This window comes from Neorhizobium sp. PAMB6716, from assembly GCF_058242805.1.
Window position 1 is genome coordinate 775,543 of sequence record NZ_CM177835.1, and the last position, 20,872, is coordinate 796,414.

General features: G+C 60.7%; 15 protein-coding genes. 10 read left to right on the top strand and 5 right to left on the bottom strand.

Features of this window, described 5'->3' with window-relative positions; translation table 11 throughout:
• The first annotated feature begins 213 nt into the window (after positions 1-213).
• From AC4CWH_RS03705 to AC4CWH_RS03715, 3 genes are all read left to right on the top strand, one after another.
• Positions 214-1,446, top strand: a complete 1,233-nt coding sequence (locus AC4CWH_RS03705) for a putative DNA modification/repair radical SAM protein (RefSeq protein ID WP_491321343.1) — start codon at positions 214-216, stop codon at positions 1,444-1,446.
• The gene (locus tag AC4CWH_RS03710; RefSeq protein WP_491320436.1) at positions 1,446-2,903 is read left to right on the top strand and encodes a UdgX family uracil-DNA binding protein; all 1,458 of its coding nucleotides are present in this window, start codon (positions 1,446-1,448) and stop codon (positions 2,901-2,903) included. The genes AC4CWH_RS03705 and AC4CWH_RS03710 overlap by 1 nt, the downstream gene beginning before the upstream one ends.
• Positions 2,904-3,096: 193 nt before the next feature.
• Entirely contained in the window at positions 3,097-3,549 is a 453-nt protein-coding gene (locus AC4CWH_RS03715; RefSeq protein ID WP_491320437.1) for a DUF1842 domain-containing protein, read from the top strand.
• 230 nt (positions 3,550-3,779) lie between these two features.
• On the opposite strand, the gene carB is transcribed toward AC4CWH_RS03715, so the two are convergent.
• Complete coding sequence (carB, locus tag AC4CWH_RS03720) at positions 3,780-7,265, bottom strand: carbamoyl-phosphate synthase large subunit (protein WP_491320438.1); 3,486 nt, start codon at positions 7,263-7,265, stop codon at positions 3,780-3,782.
• 346 nt (positions 7,266-7,611) lie between these two features.
• Here carB and ypfJ point away from each other — a divergent pair, with 346 nt between their 5' ends.
• The gene (ypfJ, locus tag AC4CWH_RS03725; RefSeq protein ID WP_491320439.1) at positions 7,612-8,523 is read left to right on the top strand and encodes a KPN_02809 family neutral zinc metallopeptidase; all 912 of its coding nucleotides are present in this window, start codon (positions 7,612-7,614) and stop codon (positions 8,521-8,523) included.
• 193 nt (positions 8,524-8,716) lie between these two features.
• On the top strand, positions 8,717-9,388 hold the full coding sequence (locus AC4CWH_RS03730; protein WP_491320440.1) for a glutathione S-transferase: 672 nt from the start codon (positions 8,717-8,719) through the stop codon (positions 9,386-9,388).
• A 40-nt stretch (positions 9,389-9,428) separates the two neighbouring features.
• Here AC4CWH_RS03730 and AC4CWH_RS03735 read toward each other — a convergent pair whose 3' ends face one another.
• Positions 9,429-10,424 (bottom strand): aldo/keto reductase, encoded by a 996-nt coding sequence (locus AC4CWH_RS03735; protein WP_491320441.1) that lies wholly within the window; start codon positions 10,422-10,424, stop codon positions 9,429-9,431.
• Positions 10,425-10,536: 112 nt separating this feature from the next.
• On the opposite strand from AC4CWH_RS03735, the gene AC4CWH_RS03740 reads away from it, so the two are divergent.
• Together AC4CWH_RS03740 and AC4CWH_RS03745 are read left to right on the top strand one after the other, a co-directional pair.
• Positions 10,537-11,442: a LysR family transcriptional regulator gene (locus AC4CWH_RS03740; RefSeq protein ID WP_491320442.1), complete on the top strand. Its 906-nt coding sequence runs from the start codon at positions 10,537-10,539 to the stop codon at positions 11,440-11,442.
• A 175-nt stretch (positions 11,443-11,617) separates the two neighbouring features.
• Entirely contained in the window at positions 11,618-13,006 is a 1,389-nt protein-coding gene (locus tag AC4CWH_RS03745; protein WP_491320443.1) for an MATE family efflux transporter, read from the top strand.
• Positions 13,007-13,068: 62 nt separating this feature from the next.
• Here the strand turns inward: AC4CWH_RS03745 and carA are convergent, their stop codons facing one another.
• On the bottom strand, positions 13,069-14,274 hold the full coding sequence (carA, locus tag AC4CWH_RS03750; RefSeq protein ID WP_491320444.1) for a glutamine-hydrolyzing carbamoyl-phosphate synthase small subunit: 1,206 nt from the start codon (positions 14,272-14,274) through the stop codon (positions 13,069-13,071).
• A 328-nt stretch (positions 14,275-14,602) separates the two neighbouring features.
• Here carA and AC4CWH_RS03755 point away from each other — a divergent pair, with 328 nt between their 5' ends.
• Complete coding sequence (locus tag AC4CWH_RS03755; protein ID WP_491285249.1) at positions 14,603-15,052, top strand: GatB/YqeY domain-containing protein; 450 nt, start codon at positions 14,603-14,605, stop codon at positions 15,050-15,052.
• A 52-nt stretch (positions 15,053-15,104) separates the two neighbouring features.
• On the opposite strand, the gene AC4CWH_RS03760 is transcribed toward AC4CWH_RS03755, so the two are convergent.
• Positions 15,105-15,434, bottom strand: coding sequence for a BrnA antitoxin family protein (locus AC4CWH_RS03760; protein ID WP_491320445.1), 330 nt, complete (start codon positions 15,432-15,434; stop codon positions 15,105-15,107).
• On the bottom strand, positions 15,400-15,684 hold the full coding sequence (locus tag AC4CWH_RS03765) for a BrnT family toxin (protein WP_491320446.1): 285 nt from the start codon (positions 15,682-15,684) through the stop codon (positions 15,400-15,402). Before AC4CWH_RS03765 ends, AC4CWH_RS03760 begins: the two co-directional genes overlap by 35 nt.
• 613 nt (positions 15,685-16,297) lie before the next feature.
• On the opposite strand from AC4CWH_RS03765, the gene dnaG reads away from it, so the two are divergent.
• A complete protein-coding gene (dnaG, locus tag AC4CWH_RS03770) occupies positions 16,298-18,343 on the top strand; it encodes a DNA primase (protein WP_491320447.1) in 2,046 nt (681 codons plus the stop codon).
• Between the two features lie 423 nt (positions 18,344-18,766).
• Entirely contained in the window at positions 18,767-20,815 is a 2,049-nt protein-coding gene (gene rpoD, locus AC4CWH_RS03775; protein WP_491320448.1) for an RNA polymerase sigma factor RpoD, read from the top strand.
• Positions 20,816-20,872 lie beyond the last annotated feature (57 nt).

Here is a 20,872-nt window from a genome sequence, read left to right on the forward strand (position 1 = left end):
GTCTCATGGCCGCTACCCGCGGCCACAAAAAGAAACAGGTCCCGGAGGGTATCCCCGGAACCGTGTGAAAGCTCTAATTTCGGCAACTATAACAGAATCACTACAGCAATTGCCAGCAAATTCGAAATAGGGCGCCAGCCGTGGAGGGAAAGGGGCGCGTCGTTTCGACACCGGTCTTGACGTTAGGGAAAAGAACATATAGTGAACAGACTAATGAAGAAGTCGCTGAAAGAACGTCTCGCCATTCTCTCCGACGCTGCCAAATATGATGCGTCCTGCGCCTCGAGCGGCACCACGAAACGCCATTCGGGAGGCACCGGTGGATTGGGCTCCACGGAAGGCTCCGGAATCTGCCACGCCTATGCGCCGGACGGGCGATGCATTTCGCTTCTGAAAATCCTGCTCACCAATTTCTGCATCTATGACTGCGTTTATTGCATCAACCGCTCGTCCAGCAATGTCGAGCGGGCGCGGTTCACGCCGGACGAGGTGATCTGGCTGACGCTTGAATTTTACCGGCGCAATTATATCGAGGGCCTGTTTTTATCCTCGGGCATCATCCGCTCCTCCGATCACACGATGGAAGAAATGGTGCGGGTGGCGCGAGAACTGCGCACCGTCCACAAGTTCCGCGGTTATATTCATCTGAAGACCATTCCCGAAGCCTCGCCCGGGCTGATTGCGGAGGCCGGGCTTTATGCCGACCGTCTCTCCATCAATGTGGAACTGCCGACGGACCACGGCATCAGCCAGTTTGCGCCGGAAAAGAAACCGGCCGGCATCCGCCGCGCCATGGGCGATCTGCGGCTGAGGATCGAAGAAGCCTCCGAACCGACCTTGCAGACAAAACGTCGGCGCACGTTTGTTCCCGCGGGCCAGAGCACGCAGATGATCGTCGGTGCCGATGGCGCAAGCGATGCAACGATTTTGGGAACCAGCGCCCGGCTTTACGGCAGCTACGGCCTGAAGCGCGTTTATTATTCCGCCTTCAGCCCCATTCCGGATGCCTCGTCGAAACTGCCGCTGATCAAGCCGCCGCTGATGCGCGAGCACCGGCTTTATCAAGCCGATTGGCTCTATCGTTTCTACGGCTTCGACATTGGCGAAATCACGGCGTCGACGACAGACGGGAATCTGGACCTTGATCTTGATCCAAAGCTCGCCTGGGCGCTCGGCAATCGTGACCAATTTCCCGTCGACGTCAACAAGGCGCCAAAGGAAATGCTGCTGCGCGTGCCGGGTTTCGGCACTAAGACGGTGCGCTCCATCCTGTCTTCGCGCCGGCAGCGCCGGTTGCGGCTGGAGGATCTCGGGCGTCTCTCCGTATCGCTGCGCAAGGTGCAGCCCTTCATCGTCGCCGAGGGGTGGAAGCCGCACCGGCTGATCGACCGCACGGACCTACGTGCCATGTTTGCGCCGCAGCCGCAGCAACTGGCGCTGTTTTGATGCGCACGGTTTTTCTGAAAGGCCGCGGCGATTTTGCCGAATGGCGCGATGCCGCGCGCGCCCTCCTGCAGGCCGACATAGAGCCGCAGGTGGTGGATTGGCGGCTGGCGGGCGAGGCGACGTTGTTGCCGGAAACTGCCGAGGCCGCACCGCCGGAACCGTCAGCCGCCCCGGCCAAGGTGGTGGCCGTGCCGGCGGCTTTTCTGGCGCTGGCGCAATCGGTCGTCTGCCACACACAACCGTCGCGTTTTGCACTTCTCTATCGCCTGCTCTGGCGGCTGCGCGAAGAACGAAGGCTGCTGGAGATCGTCTCCGATGCCGATGTGATCGAGGCGCTGAAGCTGGAAAAATCCGTGCGCCGCGACAGCCACAAGATGAAGGCCTTCGTGCGGTTCAAGGAAGTGCCGGCGGGCGGTGGGCCGCGCCGTTCCTTCGTCGCCTGGTTCGAGCCAGACCACTTTATCGTCTCCCGCACCGCACCGTTCTTTGCCCGTCGTTTTGCCGACATGGACTGGCTGATTGCAACGCCTAAGGGATCGGCCGCCTTTAATGGTGAAGGTCTCGTCGTTTCGGATGAACCGGCGCCGAAGCTTGAGCATCAGGATGCCGCCGATGACCTGTGGCGGGTCTATTACGCCAATATCTTCAATCCCGCCCGGTTGAAGGTGAAGGCGATGACGGCGGAAATGCCAAAAAAATACTGGAAGAACCTGCCGGAGGCCTCGCTCATTCCCGGGTTGATTGCCAATGCCGAGGAAAAGGTGAAGGAGATGGCCGAAAAGGCTGCCTCCCAGCCGCCGGTCTTTCATGAGCGACTGCGCGAGCGGGCATTGGCCGCATCAGGTTCGGGGGCGGAGGCTGCAGCGCCTCCCGGCACGCTTGCCGCGCTTCGCCGGCAAGCGGAGGGATGCACGCGCTGTGCGCTGCATTGCAAGGCCACGCAAACGGTTTTTGGCGAGGGGCCATCGAATGCCGCTGTGATGGTGGTTGGCGAGCAGCCGGGCGATCACGAAGATCTGGCGGGCCGCGCCTTCGTCGGCCCGGCCGGAAAGCTGTTTGACAGCACTCTGTCGGAGATCGGCGTCGATCGTCAAAACCTCTACGTGACCAATGCCGTCAAGCACTTCAAATACGAGCCGCGCGGCAAAAGGCGCATTCACCAGAAACCGAACGAGGCAGAGATCGTTCAGTGCCGCTGGTGGTTGAAGCAGGAGATCGATCTGGTCGCGCCCAAACTGATCGTGGCAATGGGCGCCACAGCCTATTTCTCGCTCACCGGCGAACGGCGGCGCCTGTCGGAGGTGCGAGGAAAGATGATGACCATGGGCCAAGACCGCCGTCTGCTCACCACTGTCCATCCGTCCTATCTGCTACGCCTGCCGGACGGGGAGGTCCAGAACCGGGAAAGACAGCTTTTCCAACAAGAGCTGAGGAGCATGATCGGAGAATGCCTGTAAACGAACAGTTCAGCCGATTGTATAGAGTGATATTTTGCTTCGTGATCAGCGGAAATTTACTTCAGGCTTACAAAATCCCTGAAATCTTATGGTTGCATCCTATGCAGGCGAGCGCATTATAAATGCGTCCGAAGGTTGATTTAGAGGAGATCAATATTCGGATTCACCAGTCATCAAAAAGGGAGGATGTTTCATGGCCATTGAAAGTGTTCAGAAAGTCGGGCTGTTCTATTTGCCACTGCGTTCGGAAGGCCCCCCGGGTGCCCCGATCAATACGCTCAACCTGACAGTTTACACGCCGAAAAGCACTGTCACGGGGCATTCGGAAGTGACGCAGGCGGTCAACCCGCCCCTCAACGTCTCGTCGCATGTCACGGGAAACCTGATTTATGCAACCGTGATGGGGCCTGGTTCGAAAATTCGTCTGGACCTGACAGGCTGGCCGGAAATCGTCTGGCCTGCCGGCGCCGGTGTCGGGCCGGTCATTCCGGAGAACTACTCCGCAATCGTTCTTCTCGAGCCTGATTATTCGGGTGGCGAGATCATCTACCAGTATCGTACCGGGCTCACCGGTGAATGGCATCAGGTGCGCCAGACGATCAGCAAGATCGGCGCCGGCCAGGAGCCGCTCAACAAGGCAGCGTGAAGGCTGATTAGCAGGGCGGACCAATGACGATGTGAACAGCGATCTTGTCTTCGGCACATCCCGACTGCCGATCACTCCGGTTAATGCCGCAAAGCGTGGCTTGGCCGGTAACGGCGGCCGAGGCGGGCCGTTGTGCCGGAAAAAAGATCCGAAAACGCGGAAGGGCGGTCAAGACCGCCCTTCCTGTATTTATGCCGGCCGAAGCTTACGCCGGCTCACGCCTGACGCCCTCAGAAATAGCTCTGCAGCGGGCGCACTTCCAGCTGGCCCTTCTTCAGGGCCTGGATGGCTTCGGCAGCGGCAAGGGCTCCGGCCATCGTGGTGTAATAGGGCACCTTCTGCATCAGCGTTGCGCGGCGCAGCGACTTGGAATCCGAGATCGCCTTGTTGCTGTCCGTCGTGTTGATGACGAGCTGAACCTGACGGTTGCGGATGGCATCCTCGATATGCGGACGTCCCTCCAGAACCTTGTTGATCTTGGTGGCTTCGATGCCCTTCTCGGCAAGGAAACGCGCGGTGCCGCCGGTTGCCATAACCTTGAAGCCGATTTCCACCAGCAGCCTGATCGCCGGCAGAACGCGTTCCTTGTCCTCGTCCCGCACCGAGACGAACACCGTTCCATCACGCGGCAGCTCCACGCTGGCGCCGAGCTGGCTCTTGGCAAAAGCCAGCGCAAAGTTGGTGTCGAGGCCGATCACTTCGCCGGTCGAGCGCATTTCCGGGCCAAGCAGCGTATCGACGCCGGGGAAGCGGGCAAACGGGAAGACGGCTTCCTTGACGGCGATGTGCTTGAGGTTGCGCGGATCGGGCTTGGCGCCATAAGCGGCAATCGCGTCATCCAGCTTTTCGCCGGTCATGATGCGGGCAGCGATCTTGGCAATCGGCGCACCGATGGTTTTTGCGACGAAGGGCACCGTGCGCGAGGCGCGCGGGTTGACTTCGAGCACGTAGATCACGCCGTCCTTGATGGCATATTGCACGTTCATCAGGCCGCCGACGTTGAGCGCACGCGCCATGGCCGCCGTCTGGCGCTCCAACTCGTCGAGCGTTTCATTGGAGAGCGAGCGCGACGGCAGCGAGCAGGCGCTGTCGCCGGAGTGAATGCCGGCTTCCTCGATATGCTCCATGATGCCGGAGACAAAGACGTTTTCGCCGTCGCAGAGTGCATCGACGTCCACTTCCACGGCATTCGTGAGGTAGCTGTCGAAGAGCAGCGGGTTCTTGCCGAGAAGCGTGTTGATCTGGCCGGTCTTGTCATTAGGATAACGCTGCTTGATATCTTCGGGCACGAGACCCGGCACCGTATCGAGCAGGTAGCTCTGCAGCATGCTTTCATTGTGGATGATCTGCATGGCGCGGCCACCCAGAACATAAGACGGGCGCACGACGAGCGGGAAGCCGATTTCCGACGCGACAAGCCGCGCCTGTTCGACGGAATAGGCGATGCCGTTGTTCGGCTGGTTGAGGTCGAGCTTCATCAGAAGCTTCTGGAAGCGATCGCGGTCTTCGGCCAGATCGATCATATCCGGCGCTGTGCCGAGGATCGGGATGCCGTTCTTTTCCAGCGCTTCGGCAAGCTTCAGCGGCGTCTGGCCACCGAACTGCACGATGACGCCGACCACTTCTCCCTTTTCCTGTTCTGCGCGCAGGATCTCGATCACGTCTTCGGCCGTCAGCGGCTCGAAATAGAGGCGGTCGGAGGTATCGTAATCGGTGGAGACGGTTTCCGGGTTGCAGTTGATCATGATCGCTTCGAAGCCGGCATCCTTCAGCGCGAAGGCGGCATGGCAGCAGCAATAATCGAACTCGATGCCCTGGCCGATGCGGTTCGGGCCACCGCCGAGGATGACGACCTTCTTGCGGTCGGAAATTTCCGCTTCCGAGCGCAGTTCGCCAACGAAGGGCGTCTCATAGGTGGAATACATGTAGGCTGTGGGAGAGGCGAATTCGGCAGCACAGGTATCGATGCGCTTGAAGACCGGGCGCACGTTCAGGCTGTTGCGCAGTTCGGCCACTTCCTTCGGGCGCTTGCCGGAAAGGCTGGCAAGACGCGCATCGGAAAAGCCCATGGCCTTCAGGGTACGCAGGTTTTCCGCATCCGTCGGCAGGCCGTGTTCGCGCACGCGCGCTTCCATGTCTACGATCGCCTTCAACTGGGCGATGAACCATGGGTCGATCTTGCAGCCTTCATGCACTTCGGCTTCGCTGAGGCCGAAACGCAGGGCCTGGGCCACCATGCGCAAGCGGTCCGGCGTCGGCGTGCCGATGGCGGCGCGGATGGCGTTCTTGGAACCTTCGCCGGCTTCCATGCCGGGGATCTCGATTTCGTCGAGGCCGGTCAGGCCCGTTTCGAGGCCGCGCAACGCCTTCTGCAGCGATTCGGCAAAGGTGCGGCCGATGGCCATGACTTCGCCGACCGATTTCATCGCCGTCGTGAGTGTCGGCTCGGCGCCGGGGAATTTTTCAAAGGCAAAACGCGGGATTTTCGTGACGACATAATCGATCGACGGTTCGAACGAGGCCGGCGTTGCGCCGCCGGTGATGTCGTTGTCCAACTCGTCCAGCGTATAACCGACGGCAAGCTTTGCCGCGACCTTGGCGATGGGGAAGCCGGTAGCCTTCGATGCGAGAGCGGACGAGCGCGACACGCGCGGGTTCATTTCGATGACGACGAGGCGGCCATCGGCCGGGTTGACGGCAAACTGCACGTTCGAGCCGCCGGTTTCGACGCCGATCTCGCGCAGCACCGCAATCGAGGCGTTGCGCATCATCTGGTATTCCTTGTCCGTCAGCGTCAACGCCGGCGCGACGGTGATACTGTCGCCGGTGTGGACGCCCATCGGATCGATGTTTTCGATGGAGCAGATGATGATGCAATTGTCCGCCTTGTCGCGGACCACTTCCATTTCATACTCCTTCCAGCCGAGAACCGATTCTTCGATTAGCACTTCGGTGGTCGGAGAAGCATCGAGGCCGGAGCCGATGATCTCGAAGAATTCCGAGCGGTTATAGGCAATGCCGCCGCCGGTGCCGCCCATGGTGAAGGAGGGCCGGATGATGGCGGGCAGGCCGACTACGTCGATGGCCTGGGCGGCAATCGCCATGGCATGGCTGATATAACGCTGCTTGCGGTCGGTTTCCCCAAGGTTCCACTGGTTTTCCAGCTCGTCCAGCGCTGTGTCGAGATCGGCACCTGACAGCGTCTCGCGCAGCTTGGCGCGCTCGGCCTCATGGCTCTTGCGGTCGGTGTCCTTGATGTCGGTGGCGTTGGCCAGCATGGATTTAGGCGTTTCAAGGCCGATGCGCTTCATGGCCTCGCGGAAAAGGGCGCGGTCTTCGGCCATGTCGATGGCGGCGGGCTTTGCGCCGATCATTTCGACATTGTAGCGATCCAGCACGCCCATCCGCTTCAGCGAAAGCGCGGTGTTCAATGCCGTCTGGCCGCCCATGGTGGGAAGAAGCGCGTCCGGGCGTTCCTTGGCGATGATCTTGGCGACGACTTCCGGCGTGATCGGCTCGACATAGGTTGCGTCGGCAAGGCCCGGATCGGTCATGATCGTGGCGGGGTTGGAGTTGACCAGGATGACCCGGTAACCCTCTTCCTTTAGCGCCTTGACGGCTTGCGTGCCGGAATAGTCGAACTCGCAGGCCTGGCCGATGACGATTGGCCCCGCGCCAATGATGAGGATGGACTTGATATCTTGGCGCTTGGGCATATCGTCTTTCCGCTTATTTTTTCCTGCGCGAAAAACCGGCCGGATGAGTGGATCACCGGTCGGGCACAAGAATGATTTTTCAGGCTAGAAGCGGCTTATAGGGGAGTGTTGGCCTGGAAGGAACCCCCAATCTTTGAAATCTACAGATGGAAACAGCACTGCCCGCGGTGGTGCGCCAGCGGTGCTTGCCAGGCCTTGTAGAAATCCGCTGTCTGACATTTTGGGGTGCCCTGCGTCTTGCAGTTTCATAAGGCCCCGGTGATCCATCGGCCGCGTGCGCAAGGCAAAGGAACCTGCGTCCTCCCAACTGCGTTCAGGCGACAGAAACACACATAAGGATAAAGCCATGCAATGGCGGGGGCGTCGTCAATCGGACAATATCGAGGATCAGCGCGGCGCGGGCGGAGGCTCGTTTGGCGGGAGGGGCTTTAGAATCCCCATCGGCGGCGGTGCGCGCGGCGGCGGCATCGGCATCGGCGGGCTCATCTTCATCGTGATCGTCTGCTTCATGCTCGGCATCAATCCGCTGACCTTGCTGTCAGGCGGGGATATCGGATCGGACGGCGGATCGTCCGGTACCCAGCAGCAGGCAGAGCCTCGCTCGGCGCAAGATGATGAGATGACGGCCTTCGTGCGCACGGTTCTGGCAGAAACGGAAGACACCTGGAACGGCATTTTCCAGAGAGCCGGCGAGCGGTACGAAGAACCGACCATGGTGCTGTTTTCCGGTGGCGTTCGATCGGCTTGCGGATCGGCGTCTTCTGCGACGGGACCGTTCTACTGCCCGGGCGACCGCAAGGTCTATCTCGACACCGGCTTCTTCCGCGAGCTTTCCGGCAAGTTCGGTGCGTCCGGCGATTTCGCCGAAGCCTATGTGATCGCGCACGAGGTGGGTCATCACGTACAGAACCTGACCGGTGTGCTGCCGAAGTTCAACCAGATGCGCGGCTCGATGAGCGAGGCGGATGCCAACCGTATGTCGGTGCGGGTGGAACTTCAGGCGGATTGTTTTGCCGGCGTCTGGGGAAAATCCACGCAGCAGCGGGGCATTCTGGAACAGGGTGATCTGGAAGAGGCATTGAACGCCGCACAACAGATCGGCGACGACACCTTGCAGAAGCGCTCCCAGGGGTATGTCGTGCCCGATGCCTTCAACCACGGCACCTCGGCCCAGCGGGTCAGCTGGTTCCGCAAAGGCTTTACCAGCGGTGACATGAAAGCCTGCGACACGTTCGCGCCGCGTTACGAGCAGCTTTAACCGATGGCTGCTTTCGATCAGTAAAGAGAAAAGGGCGGCGCGACGCGACGCCTTAACCTGACAGCGCCCGACTGCCTTGATTCGTCAGATGGACTGTGTTCACCCCAGTTGAGGCCGCTTTTTCATTGCCTCCGGAATGCGCTAGGCTCGCAATAGTGTTGGCCACCCCGTAGTCCTGATTCTGAGGTTCACGATGATCACAGTCCATTATCTCGACAATTCCCGCGCCCACCGCATTCTCTGGCTGCTGGAGGAACTGGGGCTGGAATATGCGGTCAAGACCTATCACCGTGCGCCGGATATGCGCGCACCGGAAAGCCTGAAGGCGGTGCATCCGCTCGGCAAATCGCCGGTCATCGAGGATGGTGGCCGGGTGGTTGCCGAAAGCGGCGCGATCATCGAATATCTGGTCGATACCTATGGGGCGGGCAAAAACCTGAAGCCCGCAGCGGGAAGCGACGCGGCGCTCCGCTATACCTACTGGCTGCATTACGCCGAAGGTTCGGCCATGCCGCTTCTGCTGCTGAAGTTGATCTTTCTACGCCTGCCGGGCCAGCTGCCGTTTTTTCTGCGCCCCGTCGCTTCTCTCATCGCAACGGGCGTACAGAAAAAGCTGGTTGATCCGCAGCTTGCCGATCATCTCGCCTTCTGGAACGCCGAGCTTGCCAGCGGCGGCTGGTTTGCCGGCGCGGAATTTTCCGCCGCCGACATTGCCATGAGCTTTCCCGTCGAGGCCGGCATGACGCGGATGGAGGCGATGGGCGACGTCTCTGCCGTGCGCCGCTACATGGAGGCGATTCGCGCGAGGCCCGCCTATCAGCGGGCGCTGGCAAAGGGAGGCCAGTATGATTATGCCCGTAGCTGACAATTGAGGCCGCGCTGAGCGCGGCCTCAAGGCCAAGATTTCAGTGCTCGCTGTCGAGGTGGGCCATTTGCGCTTGCGCGTACCGGGAGCCTGCGGCGGCATCTTTCGGCACCGCCAGTTCGATGGCTGCAAGATCCTCGCCACTCAGCACCACATCCAGCGCCCCGAGCGATTCGGTGAGGCGATCGCGGCGGCGGGCACCGACGAGGGGCACGATGTCATCGCCCTGCTGCGCCACCCAGGCAATGGCGATCTGGGCGACAGTGACGCCGCGCGCTTCGGCAATCGCGCGCAAGGCATCCACAAGCGCAAGGTTCTGCTCCAGATTGCCCTCCTGGAAGCGTGGGCTCATGATGCGAAAATCGCGGCCCTGCGCCTCTCGCGCCTTCTGCCAGTGGCCGCTGATCAGACCGCGTGACAGAACGCCGTAAGCCGTGATGCCAATGCCCAGTTCCCGCGTCACCGGCAGGATCTTGTCTTCCAGGCCGCGCGAGATCAGCGAATATTCGATCTGGAGATCGACGATCGGATGGACGGCGGCGGCGCGGCGGATGGTGTCGGCGCCCACCTCCGACAGGCCGATGTGGCGCACGTAACCGGCCTGAACCATCTCGGCGATGGCGCCAATCGTATCCTCGATCGGCACATTCGGATCGAGCCGGGCAGGGCGGTAGATGTCGATGTAATCGACGCCAAGGCGTTTCAGCGTGTAGGCAAGGGCGGTCTTTACCGCTGATGGGCGAGTATCGTAACCGATCCAGCTGCCATCAGGCCCGCGCTGGGCGCCAAACTTGACGCTGAGCTGCACTTTTTCACGCGACGTCTCTTTCAGGGCTTCGCCGATCAGCATCTCGTTATGGCCCATGCCGTAGAAATCGCCTGTATCGAGCAGCGTGACGCCGGCATCGATGGCTGCATGGATGGTGGCGATGCTTTCTGCGCGGTCGGTGGGTCCGTACATGTCGGACATGCCCATGCAGCCAAGGCCAAGGGCCGAAACCTGCGGGCCGGTTTTTCCAAGCTGACGTGTCTTCATCGCGAATTCCTCTTTCTCAAGGCCGTGACTATGCGGCTGACGATCTTTTACCCGACAGACTTCTGTGCGATAATCCGTCGCAACGCGCACAACCTGTTCGGAAATATGCACAATGGCCGATCTTCCCCTTGCCGAACTCGATGCGTTTGCAGCGGTTGCGCAGAACCAGAGTTTTCGCGCCGCCGCAAAGCTGCGCGGTGTGTCCGCCTCGTCGCTGTCGGAGGCGCTGCGGCGGCTGGAAGCGCGGCTCGGGGTTCGCCTTCTCAACCGCACCACCCGCAGCGTCAGCCTGACGGAAGCCGGCGAACGGTTGTTGCAAAGGCTGAAACCCGGCCTTCTCGAAATCGAAGCGGCACTGGATGACATTAACAGCGTGCGCGACACGCCCGTCGGGCGCCTGAGGCTCAACGTGCCCGGCATTGTTGCCCACGCCGTGCTGCCGGATATCGCCGCCCGGTTCCTCGCGCTTTACCCCGGCATCACGCTGGAAGTCGCGACCAACGACGCGCTGATCGATATCAACGGCGAGGGCTTCGATGCCGGTGTGCGTTATGAGGAAGCCTTGCAGGCGGACATGATCGCCGTGCCGATCGGCCCGCGCGTGCAGCGATATGTCGGCGCTGCAGCGCCTTCCTATCTTGCGCAGCATGGGGCGCCGAGGCATCCGCAGGATCTGCTGGCGCACCAATGTATCCTGCACCGTTTTTCGAGTGGCCGCGTGTTGGCCTGGAGTTTTGAGGAGGAGGGGCGCGAATTCACCATCCTGCCGCCCGCCCGGCTGATTGCCGAAACCACTTCGCTGGAGGTGGCGCTTGCGAGCCGCGGCCTCGGCATCATCTTCACCTTCGAGGAGTTTTTGGCGCCGGCCTTTGCATCCGGTGCGCTGGTGCCGGTGCTTGAGGACTGGACGCAGAGTTTTTCCGGTCCCTTTCTCTATTACAACAGCCGCCGCCACATGCCACAGCCGCTGAAAGCCTTTGTCGAGTTTCTCAAGGCGGATCATCGGCGCAGCGCCTGAGACCGAAGGCGTTTCCAAACGCTGTCGATCCATCACGATTGCTGATGGATTGCGACAATTGTTCTGCTGTCTGGCGCATTCGCCTTGCCTCTCGGCCGGGCAGTGGCTAGATCATTTCTTATGCCGTCTGCCCGAAAATGGGGCAGCGGCTTTTTTCGTTTTGGAGTTTGGTGACATGGCAACCCTTTCAGCCGCGCCCGAAGCGCAGGTTTCGGACAATTCCTGGTCCGGGCATGTGCGGGCGACCGTGGCCCTTGGGCTTCCCTTTGTGGGCGCGCAACTGGCGCAGATGGCGATCAACACCACCGACGTGGTGATGGTCGGCTGGCTCGGCACGACTGAGCTTGCCGCCGTGGTTCTCTCCAGCCAGGTGTTTTTCATCGTGTTCATCTTCGGCAGCGGTTTTGCCAGTGCGGTGGTGCCGCTGGTGGCGCAGGCGATCGGCCGCGGTGATGCGGTGCGGGCCCGCCGTTCGGTGCGCATGGGCATGTGGGTGGTGATTGCCTATGGGGCGCTCACGGCGCCGATCCTGTGGTTTTCGGAACCGCTTCTGCTGCGGCTTGGCCAGGAGCCGGATATTGCAGCGCTGGCGCAAGGCTACCTGCGCATCCTGCAATGGGGCATGTTCCCGGCGCTGCTGTTGATGGTGATGCGCTCCTTCGTCGGTGCGCTGGAGCGGGGAAGCGTGCTGCTTTACGTGACGCTTGGCATGTTTGCCGTCAACATCGTGCTGGATTACGGCCTGATCTTTGGGCGCTTTGGCCTGCCGGCCATGGGGCTGAACGGCGCAGCCATTGCCTCCTTCAGCGTCAACGTCGTCGGGTTTGCGCTGATGGTCGCTTATGTGGAAAACCGTCCGCAGACCCGCGCCTACGAGATCTTCGTGCGCTTCTGGCGGCCGGATTGGGCAGCGTTTCGTGAAATCCTGGGGCTTGGCCTGCCGATCAGCTTCACCATTCTGGCCGAGGCAGGGCTGTTTACCGCGGCTTCCCTGCTGATGGGACTGCTTGGCAAGGAGGAGCTTGCCGCGCACGGCATCGCGCTTCAGCTTGCCTCCATCGCCTTCATGATCCCGCTCGGGCTGGCGCAGGTGGCAACCGTGCGCGTCGGCGTCGCCTATGGTCGCGGCGATCAGCTTGGCGTGCGCCGGGCAGCGCTTTCCGTGCTGCTGATCGGGCTCGCCATTTCCATGATAGGTGGCCTGCTGTTTGCCGTGGCGCCGGCCATGCTCGGCGGCCTGTTTCTCGACATGACCCAGCCGGATGCCCGCGAAGTGCTGATGCTGGCGGTGCCGCTGATCGTGGCGGCCGGCGCCTTCCAGATGTTCGATGGATTGCAGGCGGTGGCCGCCGGTCTGCTGCGCAGCCACAAGGACACGACGATCCCCATGGTGCTGGCGCTCATTGCCTACTGGCCGATCGGCTTCTTCTGCGCCTGGCTTCTCGGCTTCGTCTTCGAATGGCGGGGCATCGGTATCTGGATTGGCTTCGTGCTGGGGCTTGCCGCCGCCGCGGTCATGCTCTGCGTGCGGTTCTGGCTTCTGGTCCGCCGCCACCAGTTCTGAAACAGCAAACGGCCCGCCGGTAAGGGCGGGCCGTCAATTGTATCGTGGATGGTCTGGACCGATCAGCGTTCAGCAAGTGCCGGTTCGCCCTTCTTCTCGCGCACCATGTTGAGGAAGCGGCGGAAGAGGTAATGGCTGTCCTGCGGCCCCGGTGATGCTTCCGGGTGATGCTGCACGGAAAACACCGGCTTGTCGGTGAGGCGCAGGCCGCAATTGCTGCCGTCAAACAGCGAGACATGGGTTTCCTCGACGCCTGCAGGCAGCGAGTCCGACGAGACGGCAAAACCGTGGTTCATCGAGACGATTTCCACCTTGCCGGTCGTGTGATCCTTGACCGGGTGGTTGCCGCCGTGATGGCCCTGGTGCATCTTTTCGGTCTTGGCGCCGAGGGCCAGACCCAGCATCTGGTGGCCAAGGCAGATGCCGAAGGTCGGCGTCTCGCTCTCGATGATCTCGCGGATCACAGGCACGGCATATTCGCCGGTGGCTGCCGGATCGCCCGGGCCGTTCGACAGGAACACGCCATCGGGGTTCAGCGCCATGATGTCTTCGGCAGACGTTGCAGCCGGAACCACCGTTACCTTGCAGTCAAGGCCTGCAAACAGGCGCAGGATGTTGCGCTTGACGCCGTAATCGACGCAGACGATGTGGTACTTGGCATCCTCTGGCGACATTTCGCCATAACCTTCGTTCCACACCCAGGGCGTCTCATTCCACTGCGACGATTGGCCGGAGGTTGCTTCCTTGGCAAGATCAAGACCGACAAGGCCGCTCCAGGCGCGGGCTTCCGCCTTCAGCGCCTCGATGTCGAAGACGCCGTTCGGATCATGGGCGATGACGGCGTTCGGCGCACCGTTTTCGCGGATCCAGGCGGTCAGCGCGCGCGTGTCGATGCCCGAGAGGCCGATGATACCGCGCGAGGCCAGCCAGTCGTTCAGGTGGCGCGAGGCGCGGTAATTCGACGGCTCGGTGATGTCGGCCTTGAAGATGACACCAACCGCGCCGCGGCGAGCCGCCGGCGTCAGGTCTTCGATGTCTTCTTCATTGGTGCCGATATTGCCGATATGCGGGAAGGTGAAGGTGACGATCTGGCCGAGATAGGAGGGATCCGTCAGGATTTCCTCATAGCCGGTGAGCGCCGTGTTGAAGCAGACTTCTGCCGTTACCTTGCCGGTGGCGCCGACGCCATGTCCCTCGATCACCGTTCCGTCGGCGAGGACGAGGAGGGCCGTGGGCTTGCGGGAGGTCCAGGGTGCTGTCTCTGTCATGTCGGTTCGTCTCCGCCCGTTGCCCGGCCACTTGAAGCAGCTGGGCACTAGGGCCATCTATGGTCGCGGTAAAAGGGCGCGCGAAATGTTTTCGCGCTTGGGCTCTGGTTTTTAATCTCGTGCAGGTGCCGGAAAATAACGGAAGCGGTCGAGGTGGTCAATCGCGCCACCTTGCGTCAGGTGGATTTATCCCGTTCTGATGTCAAGGTTCAAAAGGCGCTGATTGATCCTCTTGCCGGTCTCGTCTATGACGGCGGCGCGAAAGACACGGGTAAAGCGGCCGGTTTGAAAGTCAAACACAGCTTTTCCCAAGGAGAAGAACAAGATGATGCGCGACAAGCTTTCCAACGCAATGAAGGACGCGATGAAGGCGAAGGAAGCCCGCCGGCTGTCCACCGTCCGTCTGATCCAGACGGCCATCAAGGATCGCGATATCGCCAACCGTGGCCTCGGCAAGGATCCGGTGAGCGACGACGACATTCTGCAGATCCTGCAGAAGATGATCAAGCAGCGCGAGGAATCGGCCAAGATCTATTCCGAAGGCGGTCGCGAGGAACTGGCCGAGCAGGAGCGCGAGGAAATCACCATCATCCGCGGGTTCATGCCCGAGCAGATGTCCGACGACCAGGTGCTGGAAGCCTGCAAGGGTGTGATTGCCGAAATCGGCGCGCAAGGCCTGCGTGACATGGGCAAGTGCATCAGCGTTCTGAAGGAACGGTATGCCGGCCAGATGGATTTCGCCAAGGCATCGGCCATCGTCAAGGATCTGCTGAAATAGGTTTATCGCTTTAGGTCATCGGTTAAATGGGCGGCTGCGGTAAGAGATGCCGTCAGCCGCCTTTGCGTTTCTGTTCGGCCACGAAATGGCGCAGCACCGCATTGATTCGCGTCTGGTATCCGCTGCCAGTTGCCTGGAAGAAATCGACGATATCGGCATCGAGCCGGATGGAAATCGCCTTCTTTTTGTCCGGGATCACCAGTTCGGCTTTTGACCAGTCGACGTCGAGAAGATCCTTCCAGTCGGGATCGTCGCGCATGGCCGCCTCGATCTCGGCATCGGTGAGGGCGTCGACACGCGCCCAGTCGGTTTGGCTTTCACCGCGCGCCACCATCGCCTCGACTTCCTCAACCGTATATCTGACGATATTCTCTTTGCTCATTTTTCCGTGCCGCTCTTGCTGAAATGATCCGGCAAATGCCGTTTCTGGAAATATAGACGACCGAGATCAGTTTTGTTCTGCCGCTACACACGGCGAGTGTGCGCAGTTCACCATTGCGAAGGGACAGCATTTCCAGCCTGCTGCCCTTCAAGGCAACCGCCGCCTCGGGAAAGTCGATCCCATGCTTGACAATGTTCTGGGCTCGCTTTGCCTCGTCCCATTCGAAAGCGGTAAAAGCATCAGTATCCACGACGACGCCCAGGACGCATGCGCGGTGAAGGCCTTGTGCTGAAACGTCTCCCCGCCATCCTGCGTCGATCGGAGCATTGCCGCGCTGTATAGATCATTTGTATATACAGCCCTCTTCGTCAATGCCGTTCCTCTTCGATCAAGAGGTTACACGTGCCTACGTCTCGTAGAACCCGTTCAAATTAGAGGGTTTTGGGGAAATCGACGTAGTGTAGCGAAGTTATTTCCCATCCAGGGGCAAGCGAGGCAGGACTGGGGGAAGTCCTGCCTCTGACGCCTGGACATGCACCGCATCCGGGGGGCAGGATGGCGGTGCCAAAGGTGTGCGTTATGGGGGGAATACACACCTTTTCTGCGTAGATCTTCCTGTTGAGAGAGTGGGACGTCAGGAAGTCACGAGCACACTAAGAGCCTGTGCAGCGCCAAATTCAAATTACAAAAACGTAATTTTTGCAGTGCACGCGCTGCCTTAAATTTGACGCAAGCGGGCCTGCACTTGAGGGATTTTTTTAATGGTACTTGTGCGTACCCTGTGAATAGCGGGTGCAAGCTCAGGCAGCTGTGGCGTCAGCGCGCCGACATGCCTATATGAAGATTGGTTCTTGAGGGTCGCGATGCGCTTTTCCAATACATTTCTCGACGAGATACGTGATCGCGTGCCGATTTCGGCCGTGATCGGCCGTCGAGTGACATGGGATCGCAAGAAGACCAATGTGCCGCGCGGCGATTATTGGGCCTGCTGCCCGTTCCACGGCGAAAAAAGCCCGAGCTTCCACTGCGAGGATCGCAAGGGCCGTTACCATTGTTTCGGGTGCGGCGTATCGGGCGATCACTTTCGTTTCATGCAGGAAATCGAGGGCTTGAGCTTTCCCGAATCGGTCCAGCAGCTGGCCGACATGGCAGGCGTTGCCATGCCGCAGCCGGATGTGCAGGCGGAGCGGCGCGAGAAGGAACGTTCGACGCTTCTCGACGTGATGGAGCTGGCAACGGTTTTCTTTCAGGACCAGTTGCAGACGGCAGGCGGTGCCAAGGCGCGTGCTTACCTGCGGGATCGTGGCCTGACGGGCCGCACCATCGAGACCTTTCGCCTTGGTTACGCGCCGGAAAGCCGCAGTGCGCTGAAAGAATATCTGGCCGGCAAGGGCATCCCGAAGGACCAGATCGAGGCTTGCGGCCTTGTGGTGCATGGCGAGGGCATTGCCGTCTCCTATGACCGGTTCCGCGACCGCATCATGTTTCCGATCCTCTCATCGCGCGAAAAGGTGATTGCCTTCGGCGGACGCGCCATGGCGCCGGATGCGCCGGCGAAATATCTGAATTCCAACGAGACGGAACTCTTCCACAAGGGCAATGTGCTCTATAATTTCGTCCGTGCCCGAAAAGCCTCGCAGGCGCTTGCCAAGGGGCGCGATGACGAAAGCACGACGATCATTGCCGTTGAAGGGTATATGGACGTGATCGCGCTGCACCAGGCGGGCGTCGAAAATGCCGTGGCGCCGCTCGGCACGGCGCTCACTGAAAACCAGTTGGAACTGCTGTGGCGCATGACGCCGCAGCCGGTGCTCTGCTTCGATGGTGATGGTGCGGGCATGCGCGCGGCAAGCCGTGCTGCCGATCTGGCGCTGCCCCATATCAAGCCCGGCCGCACGGTGCGCTTTGCACTTCTGCCTGACGGCAAGGACCCCGATGATCTCGTGCGCCACGAAGGCCGTGCGCCGTTCGATGCCGTCATGCAGCAGGCCCGGCCGCTTGCCGAGATGATCTGGATGCGCGAGGCCGGCAACGGTCAGTTCGACACGCCGGAAAAACGCGCCGAGCTGGAGGCGCGGCTGAAGCAGATCGTGTCTGTCATTGCCGATGAAAACGTGCGCCGCCATTACCAGCAGGATATGCGCGACCGGTTGAACACCTTTTTTGCGCCGGTGAGAGCCGGGCGCGATAACCGCCAGGGTTATTCCGATCAGGGCGGCTTTTCCGGCCGTGGCAACCAGCAGGGCCGGGGGCAGGGCGGTGCCGGTGGCCGTGGCGGGCAGGGCCAGGGTTTTAGCGGCGCGGGCCGCAGCGTCGGCGTGTCCGACAGGCTGGCGCGTTCCGGCCTCGTGCGCGGTTATCAGGATCTGCCGGCGCTGCGCGAGGTGGTTCTTGCCATCACCATCGTCAATCACCCGCAGCTTCTGCTCGATGAATATGACGAGATCGCCGCGATCGATTTCGAAAACCGTGATCTGCAGCGCTTTTGGTCGGCCATGTTGCCGGCAGCCGCGACGGCGGGGGCGAACCTCTCGCGCGAATATCTGATGGAGCGTCTGTCGGCGCAAGGGTTTGAGCCGCTGGTGACAGCGCTTGACCTGCAGGTGCGCAATGCAAGACTCTGGATCGCCACCCAGCAGGCGGCACCTGAAGATGCGCGCGAAGGTTACCGTCAGGCGCTGTCGCTGCACAAGCGCACCAAGGCCCTGCGGTTCCAGAAGATGGAGCTTGAACGCGAGATTTCGGCTGCCACCGAAGCTGGCGACGAGGATAATATCGAGCCGCTGCTGCGCGCGCTATCGGAGGTACAACTTGAAATCGTGCGGATGGAAAATCAGGAGGCCATCATCGATGGCTTCGGCGTGATGTCCGGACGCGTGAAAGGTGCAGCCGTCGGCCACGGCAGCTGATCGCGCTTTGGTTGTATCGGCGAATGGGACCTGCTAATTAATGGAAGGGGCGGCTCTTGTCTTTGGCGTGCGCATCACTAGATATCTTGCAAACCGAGTGACAGGAGTGCGGGGAGCCCGCAACAATTCCTCTTTTTCCACTTTTAACTGCGCTTTGCCTGTGGAAAGGCTTGACGGGAAGTAAAATTGTGGGAATCACCGTTCCAGACGTAAAAGGACGAAACGAGGCGTGCGGGCCGCGAGAACAAGGATCGTTGGCATGAGTGCAAAACGATGCTTGAGGGGCGGAACACGATCCCGGTTAAGCGGGAATTAAATGTCCACCCGATACGTGATTGATTGCGATTCGCGTCGCTGCATTTAGCTGCGTTGCGGACGGCGATGTGTAAACGCCGCGAATGACGTCCAAGGAAAGACGAATACATGGCAACAAAAGTCAAAGAAAACGAAGAAGCTGAAAACGAACGCGACGGCGCCACCGACGGTCCGCTTCTCGATCTTTCCGACGACGCGGTCAAAAAGATGATCAAGCTCGCCAAGAAGCGTGGCTATGTCACGATGGACGAGCTGAATGCCGTGCTTCCCTCCGAAGAGGTGACGTCCGAGCAGATCGAAGATACCATGGCGATGCTCTCCGACATGGGCATTAATGTCGTGGAAGACGAGGAAGCCGAAGAACCGGCGGCCGCTGAAGACGACAACAATGACGAAGAGGCCGAAAGCGAAGGCGGAGAGCTTGCTCCCACCGGCAGCACGGCCGTCGCGACCGCGAAAAAGAAAGAACCGACCGACCGCACCGACGACCCCGTGCGCATGTACCTGCGCGAGATGGGTTCTGTCGAGCTTCTGTCGCGCGAAGGCGAAATCGCCATCGCCAAGCGCATCGAGGCTGGCCGCGAAACGATGATCGCCGGTCTCTGTGAGAGCCCGCTGACGTTTCAGGCGCTGATCATCTGGCGCGACGAGTTGAACGAAGGCACGACGCTGCTGCGCGAGATCATCGATCTCGAAACCACCTATTCCGGTCCCGAGGCCAAGGCTGCCCCGCAGTTCCAGAGCCCGGAAAAGATCGAGGCCGACCGCAAGGCTGCCGAGGAAAAGGAAAAGACCCGCCGCCCGCGGTCTTCAGAAGACGATATCACCAATGTCGGCGGAGACATGCCGCCCATGGAAGAGGAAGAGGAGGACGACGACGAGTCGAGCCTTTCGCTTGCCGCCATGGAAGCGGAACTGCGCCCGCAGGTGATGGAGACGCTCGACACGATCGCCGACACCTACAAGAAGCTGCGCAAGCTGCAGGATCAGCAGGTCGAGGCACGCCTGTCCTGCACCGGCACGCTGTCGACCGGCCAGGAACGTCGTTACAAGGAGCTGAAGGATCAGCTGATCACGGCGGTCAAGTCGCTGTCGCTCAACCAGAACCGCATCGACAGCCTTGTCGAGCAGCTTTACGACATCAACAAGCGCCTCGTGCAGAACGAGGGCCGCCTGCTGCGTCTCGCCGAATCCTACGGCGTCAAGCGCGACTCGTTCCTGGAACAGTATCAGGGTGCCGAGCTTGATCCGCACTGGATGAAGTCGATCTCCAACCTGTCCGCCCGCGGCTGGAAGGAATTTGCCCGCGCCGAAAACCAGACGATCCGCGACATCCGCCAGGAGATCCAGAATCTCGCCACGGAAACCGGCATTTCGGTCACCGAATTCCGCCGTATCGTACATATGGTGCAGAAGGGCGAGCGCGAAGCGCGCATCGCCAAGAAGGAAATGGTCGAGGCAAACCTGCGTCTCGTCATCTCCATCGCCAAGAAATACACGAACCGTGGCCTGCAGTTCCTCGATCTCATCCAGGAAGGCAATATCGGCCTGATGAAGGCGGTCGACAAGTTCGAGTATCGTCGCGGCTACAAGTTCTCGACCTACGCGACCTGGTGGATCCGTCAGGCAATCACCCGCTCGATTGCCGACCAGGCCCGCACGATCCGTATCCCGGTCCACATGATCGAGACGATCAACAAGATCGTGCGCACCTCGCGCCAGATGCTTCACGAGATCGGCCGCGAACCGACGCCGGAAGAACTGGCCGAAAAGCTCGCCATGCCGCTCGAAAAGGTCCGCAAGGTCCTGAAGATCGCCAAGGAACCGATCTCGCTCGAAACCCCCGTGGGTGACGAGGAAGATTCGCATCTGGGCGATTTCATCGAGGACAAGAACGCGCTTCTGCCGATCGACGCCGCCATCCAGGCGAACCTTCGCGAAACGACAACCCGGGTTTTGGCCTCGCTCACGCCGCGTGAAGAGCGCGTTCTGCGCATGCGCTTCGGCATCGGCATGAACACCGACCATACGCTCGAAGAAGTCGGCCAGCAATTCTCGGTGACCCGCGAACGTATCCGCCAGATCGAGGCGAAGGCCCTGCGCAAGCTGAAGCACCCGAGCCGCAGCCGCAAGCTGCGCTCGTTCCTGGATAGCTGAACGCGAAAGCAATCTGACCAAAAAACCGGCTGGAGCGATCCAGCCGGTTTTTTTATG

Coding starts and splice junctions, on each gene's coding strand:
- AC4CWH_RS03705 (WP_491321343.1), top strand. CDS start 214: ATGAAGAAGTCGCTGAAAGAACGTCTCGCCATTCTCTCCGACGCTGCC.
- AC4CWH_RS03710 (WP_491320436.1), top strand. CDS start 1,446: ATGCGCACGGTTTTTCTGAAAGGCCGCGGCGATTTTGCCGAATGGCGC.
- AC4CWH_RS03715 (WP_491320437.1), top strand. CDS start 3,097: ATGGCCATTGAAAGTGTTCAGAAAGTCGGGCTGTTCTATTTGCCACTG.
- carB (WP_491320438.1), bottom strand. CDS start 7,265: ATGCCCAAGCGCCAAGATATCAAGTCCATCCTCATCATTGGCGCGGGG.
- ypfJ (WP_491320439.1), top strand. CDS start 7,612: ATGCAATGGCGGGGGCGTCGTCAATCGGACAATATCGAGGATCAGCGC.
- AC4CWH_RS03730 (WP_491320440.1), top strand. CDS start 8,717: ATGATCACAGTCCATTATCTCGACAATTCCCGCGCCCACCGCATTCTC.
- AC4CWH_RS03735 (WP_491320441.1), bottom strand. CDS start 10,424: ATGAAGACACGTCAGCTTGGAAAAACCGGCCCGCAGGTTTCGGCCCTT.
- AC4CWH_RS03740 (WP_491320442.1), top strand. CDS start 10,537: ATGGCCGATCTTCCCCTTGCCGAACTCGATGCGTTTGCAGCGGTTGCG.
- AC4CWH_RS03745 (WP_491320443.1), top strand. CDS start 11,618: ATGGCAACCCTTTCAGCCGCGCCCGAAGCGCAGGTTTCGGACAATTCC.
- carA (WP_491320444.1), bottom strand. CDS start 14,274: ATGACAGAGACAGCACCCTGGACCTCCCGCAAGCCCACGGCCCTCCTC.
- AC4CWH_RS03755 (WP_491285249.1), top strand. CDS start 14,603: ATGCGCGACAAGCTTTCCAACGCAATGAAGGACGCGATGAAGGCGAAG.
- AC4CWH_RS03760 (WP_491320445.1), bottom strand. CDS start 15,434: ATGAGCAAAGAGAATATCGTCAGATATACGGTTGAGGAAGTCGAGGCG.
- dnaG (WP_491320447.1), top strand. CDS start 16,298: ATGCGCTTTTCCAATACATTTCTCGACGAGATACGTGATCGCGTGCCG.
- rpoD (WP_491320448.1), top strand. CDS start 18,767: ATGGCAACAAAAGTCAAAGAAAACGAAGAAGCTGAAAACGAACGCGAC.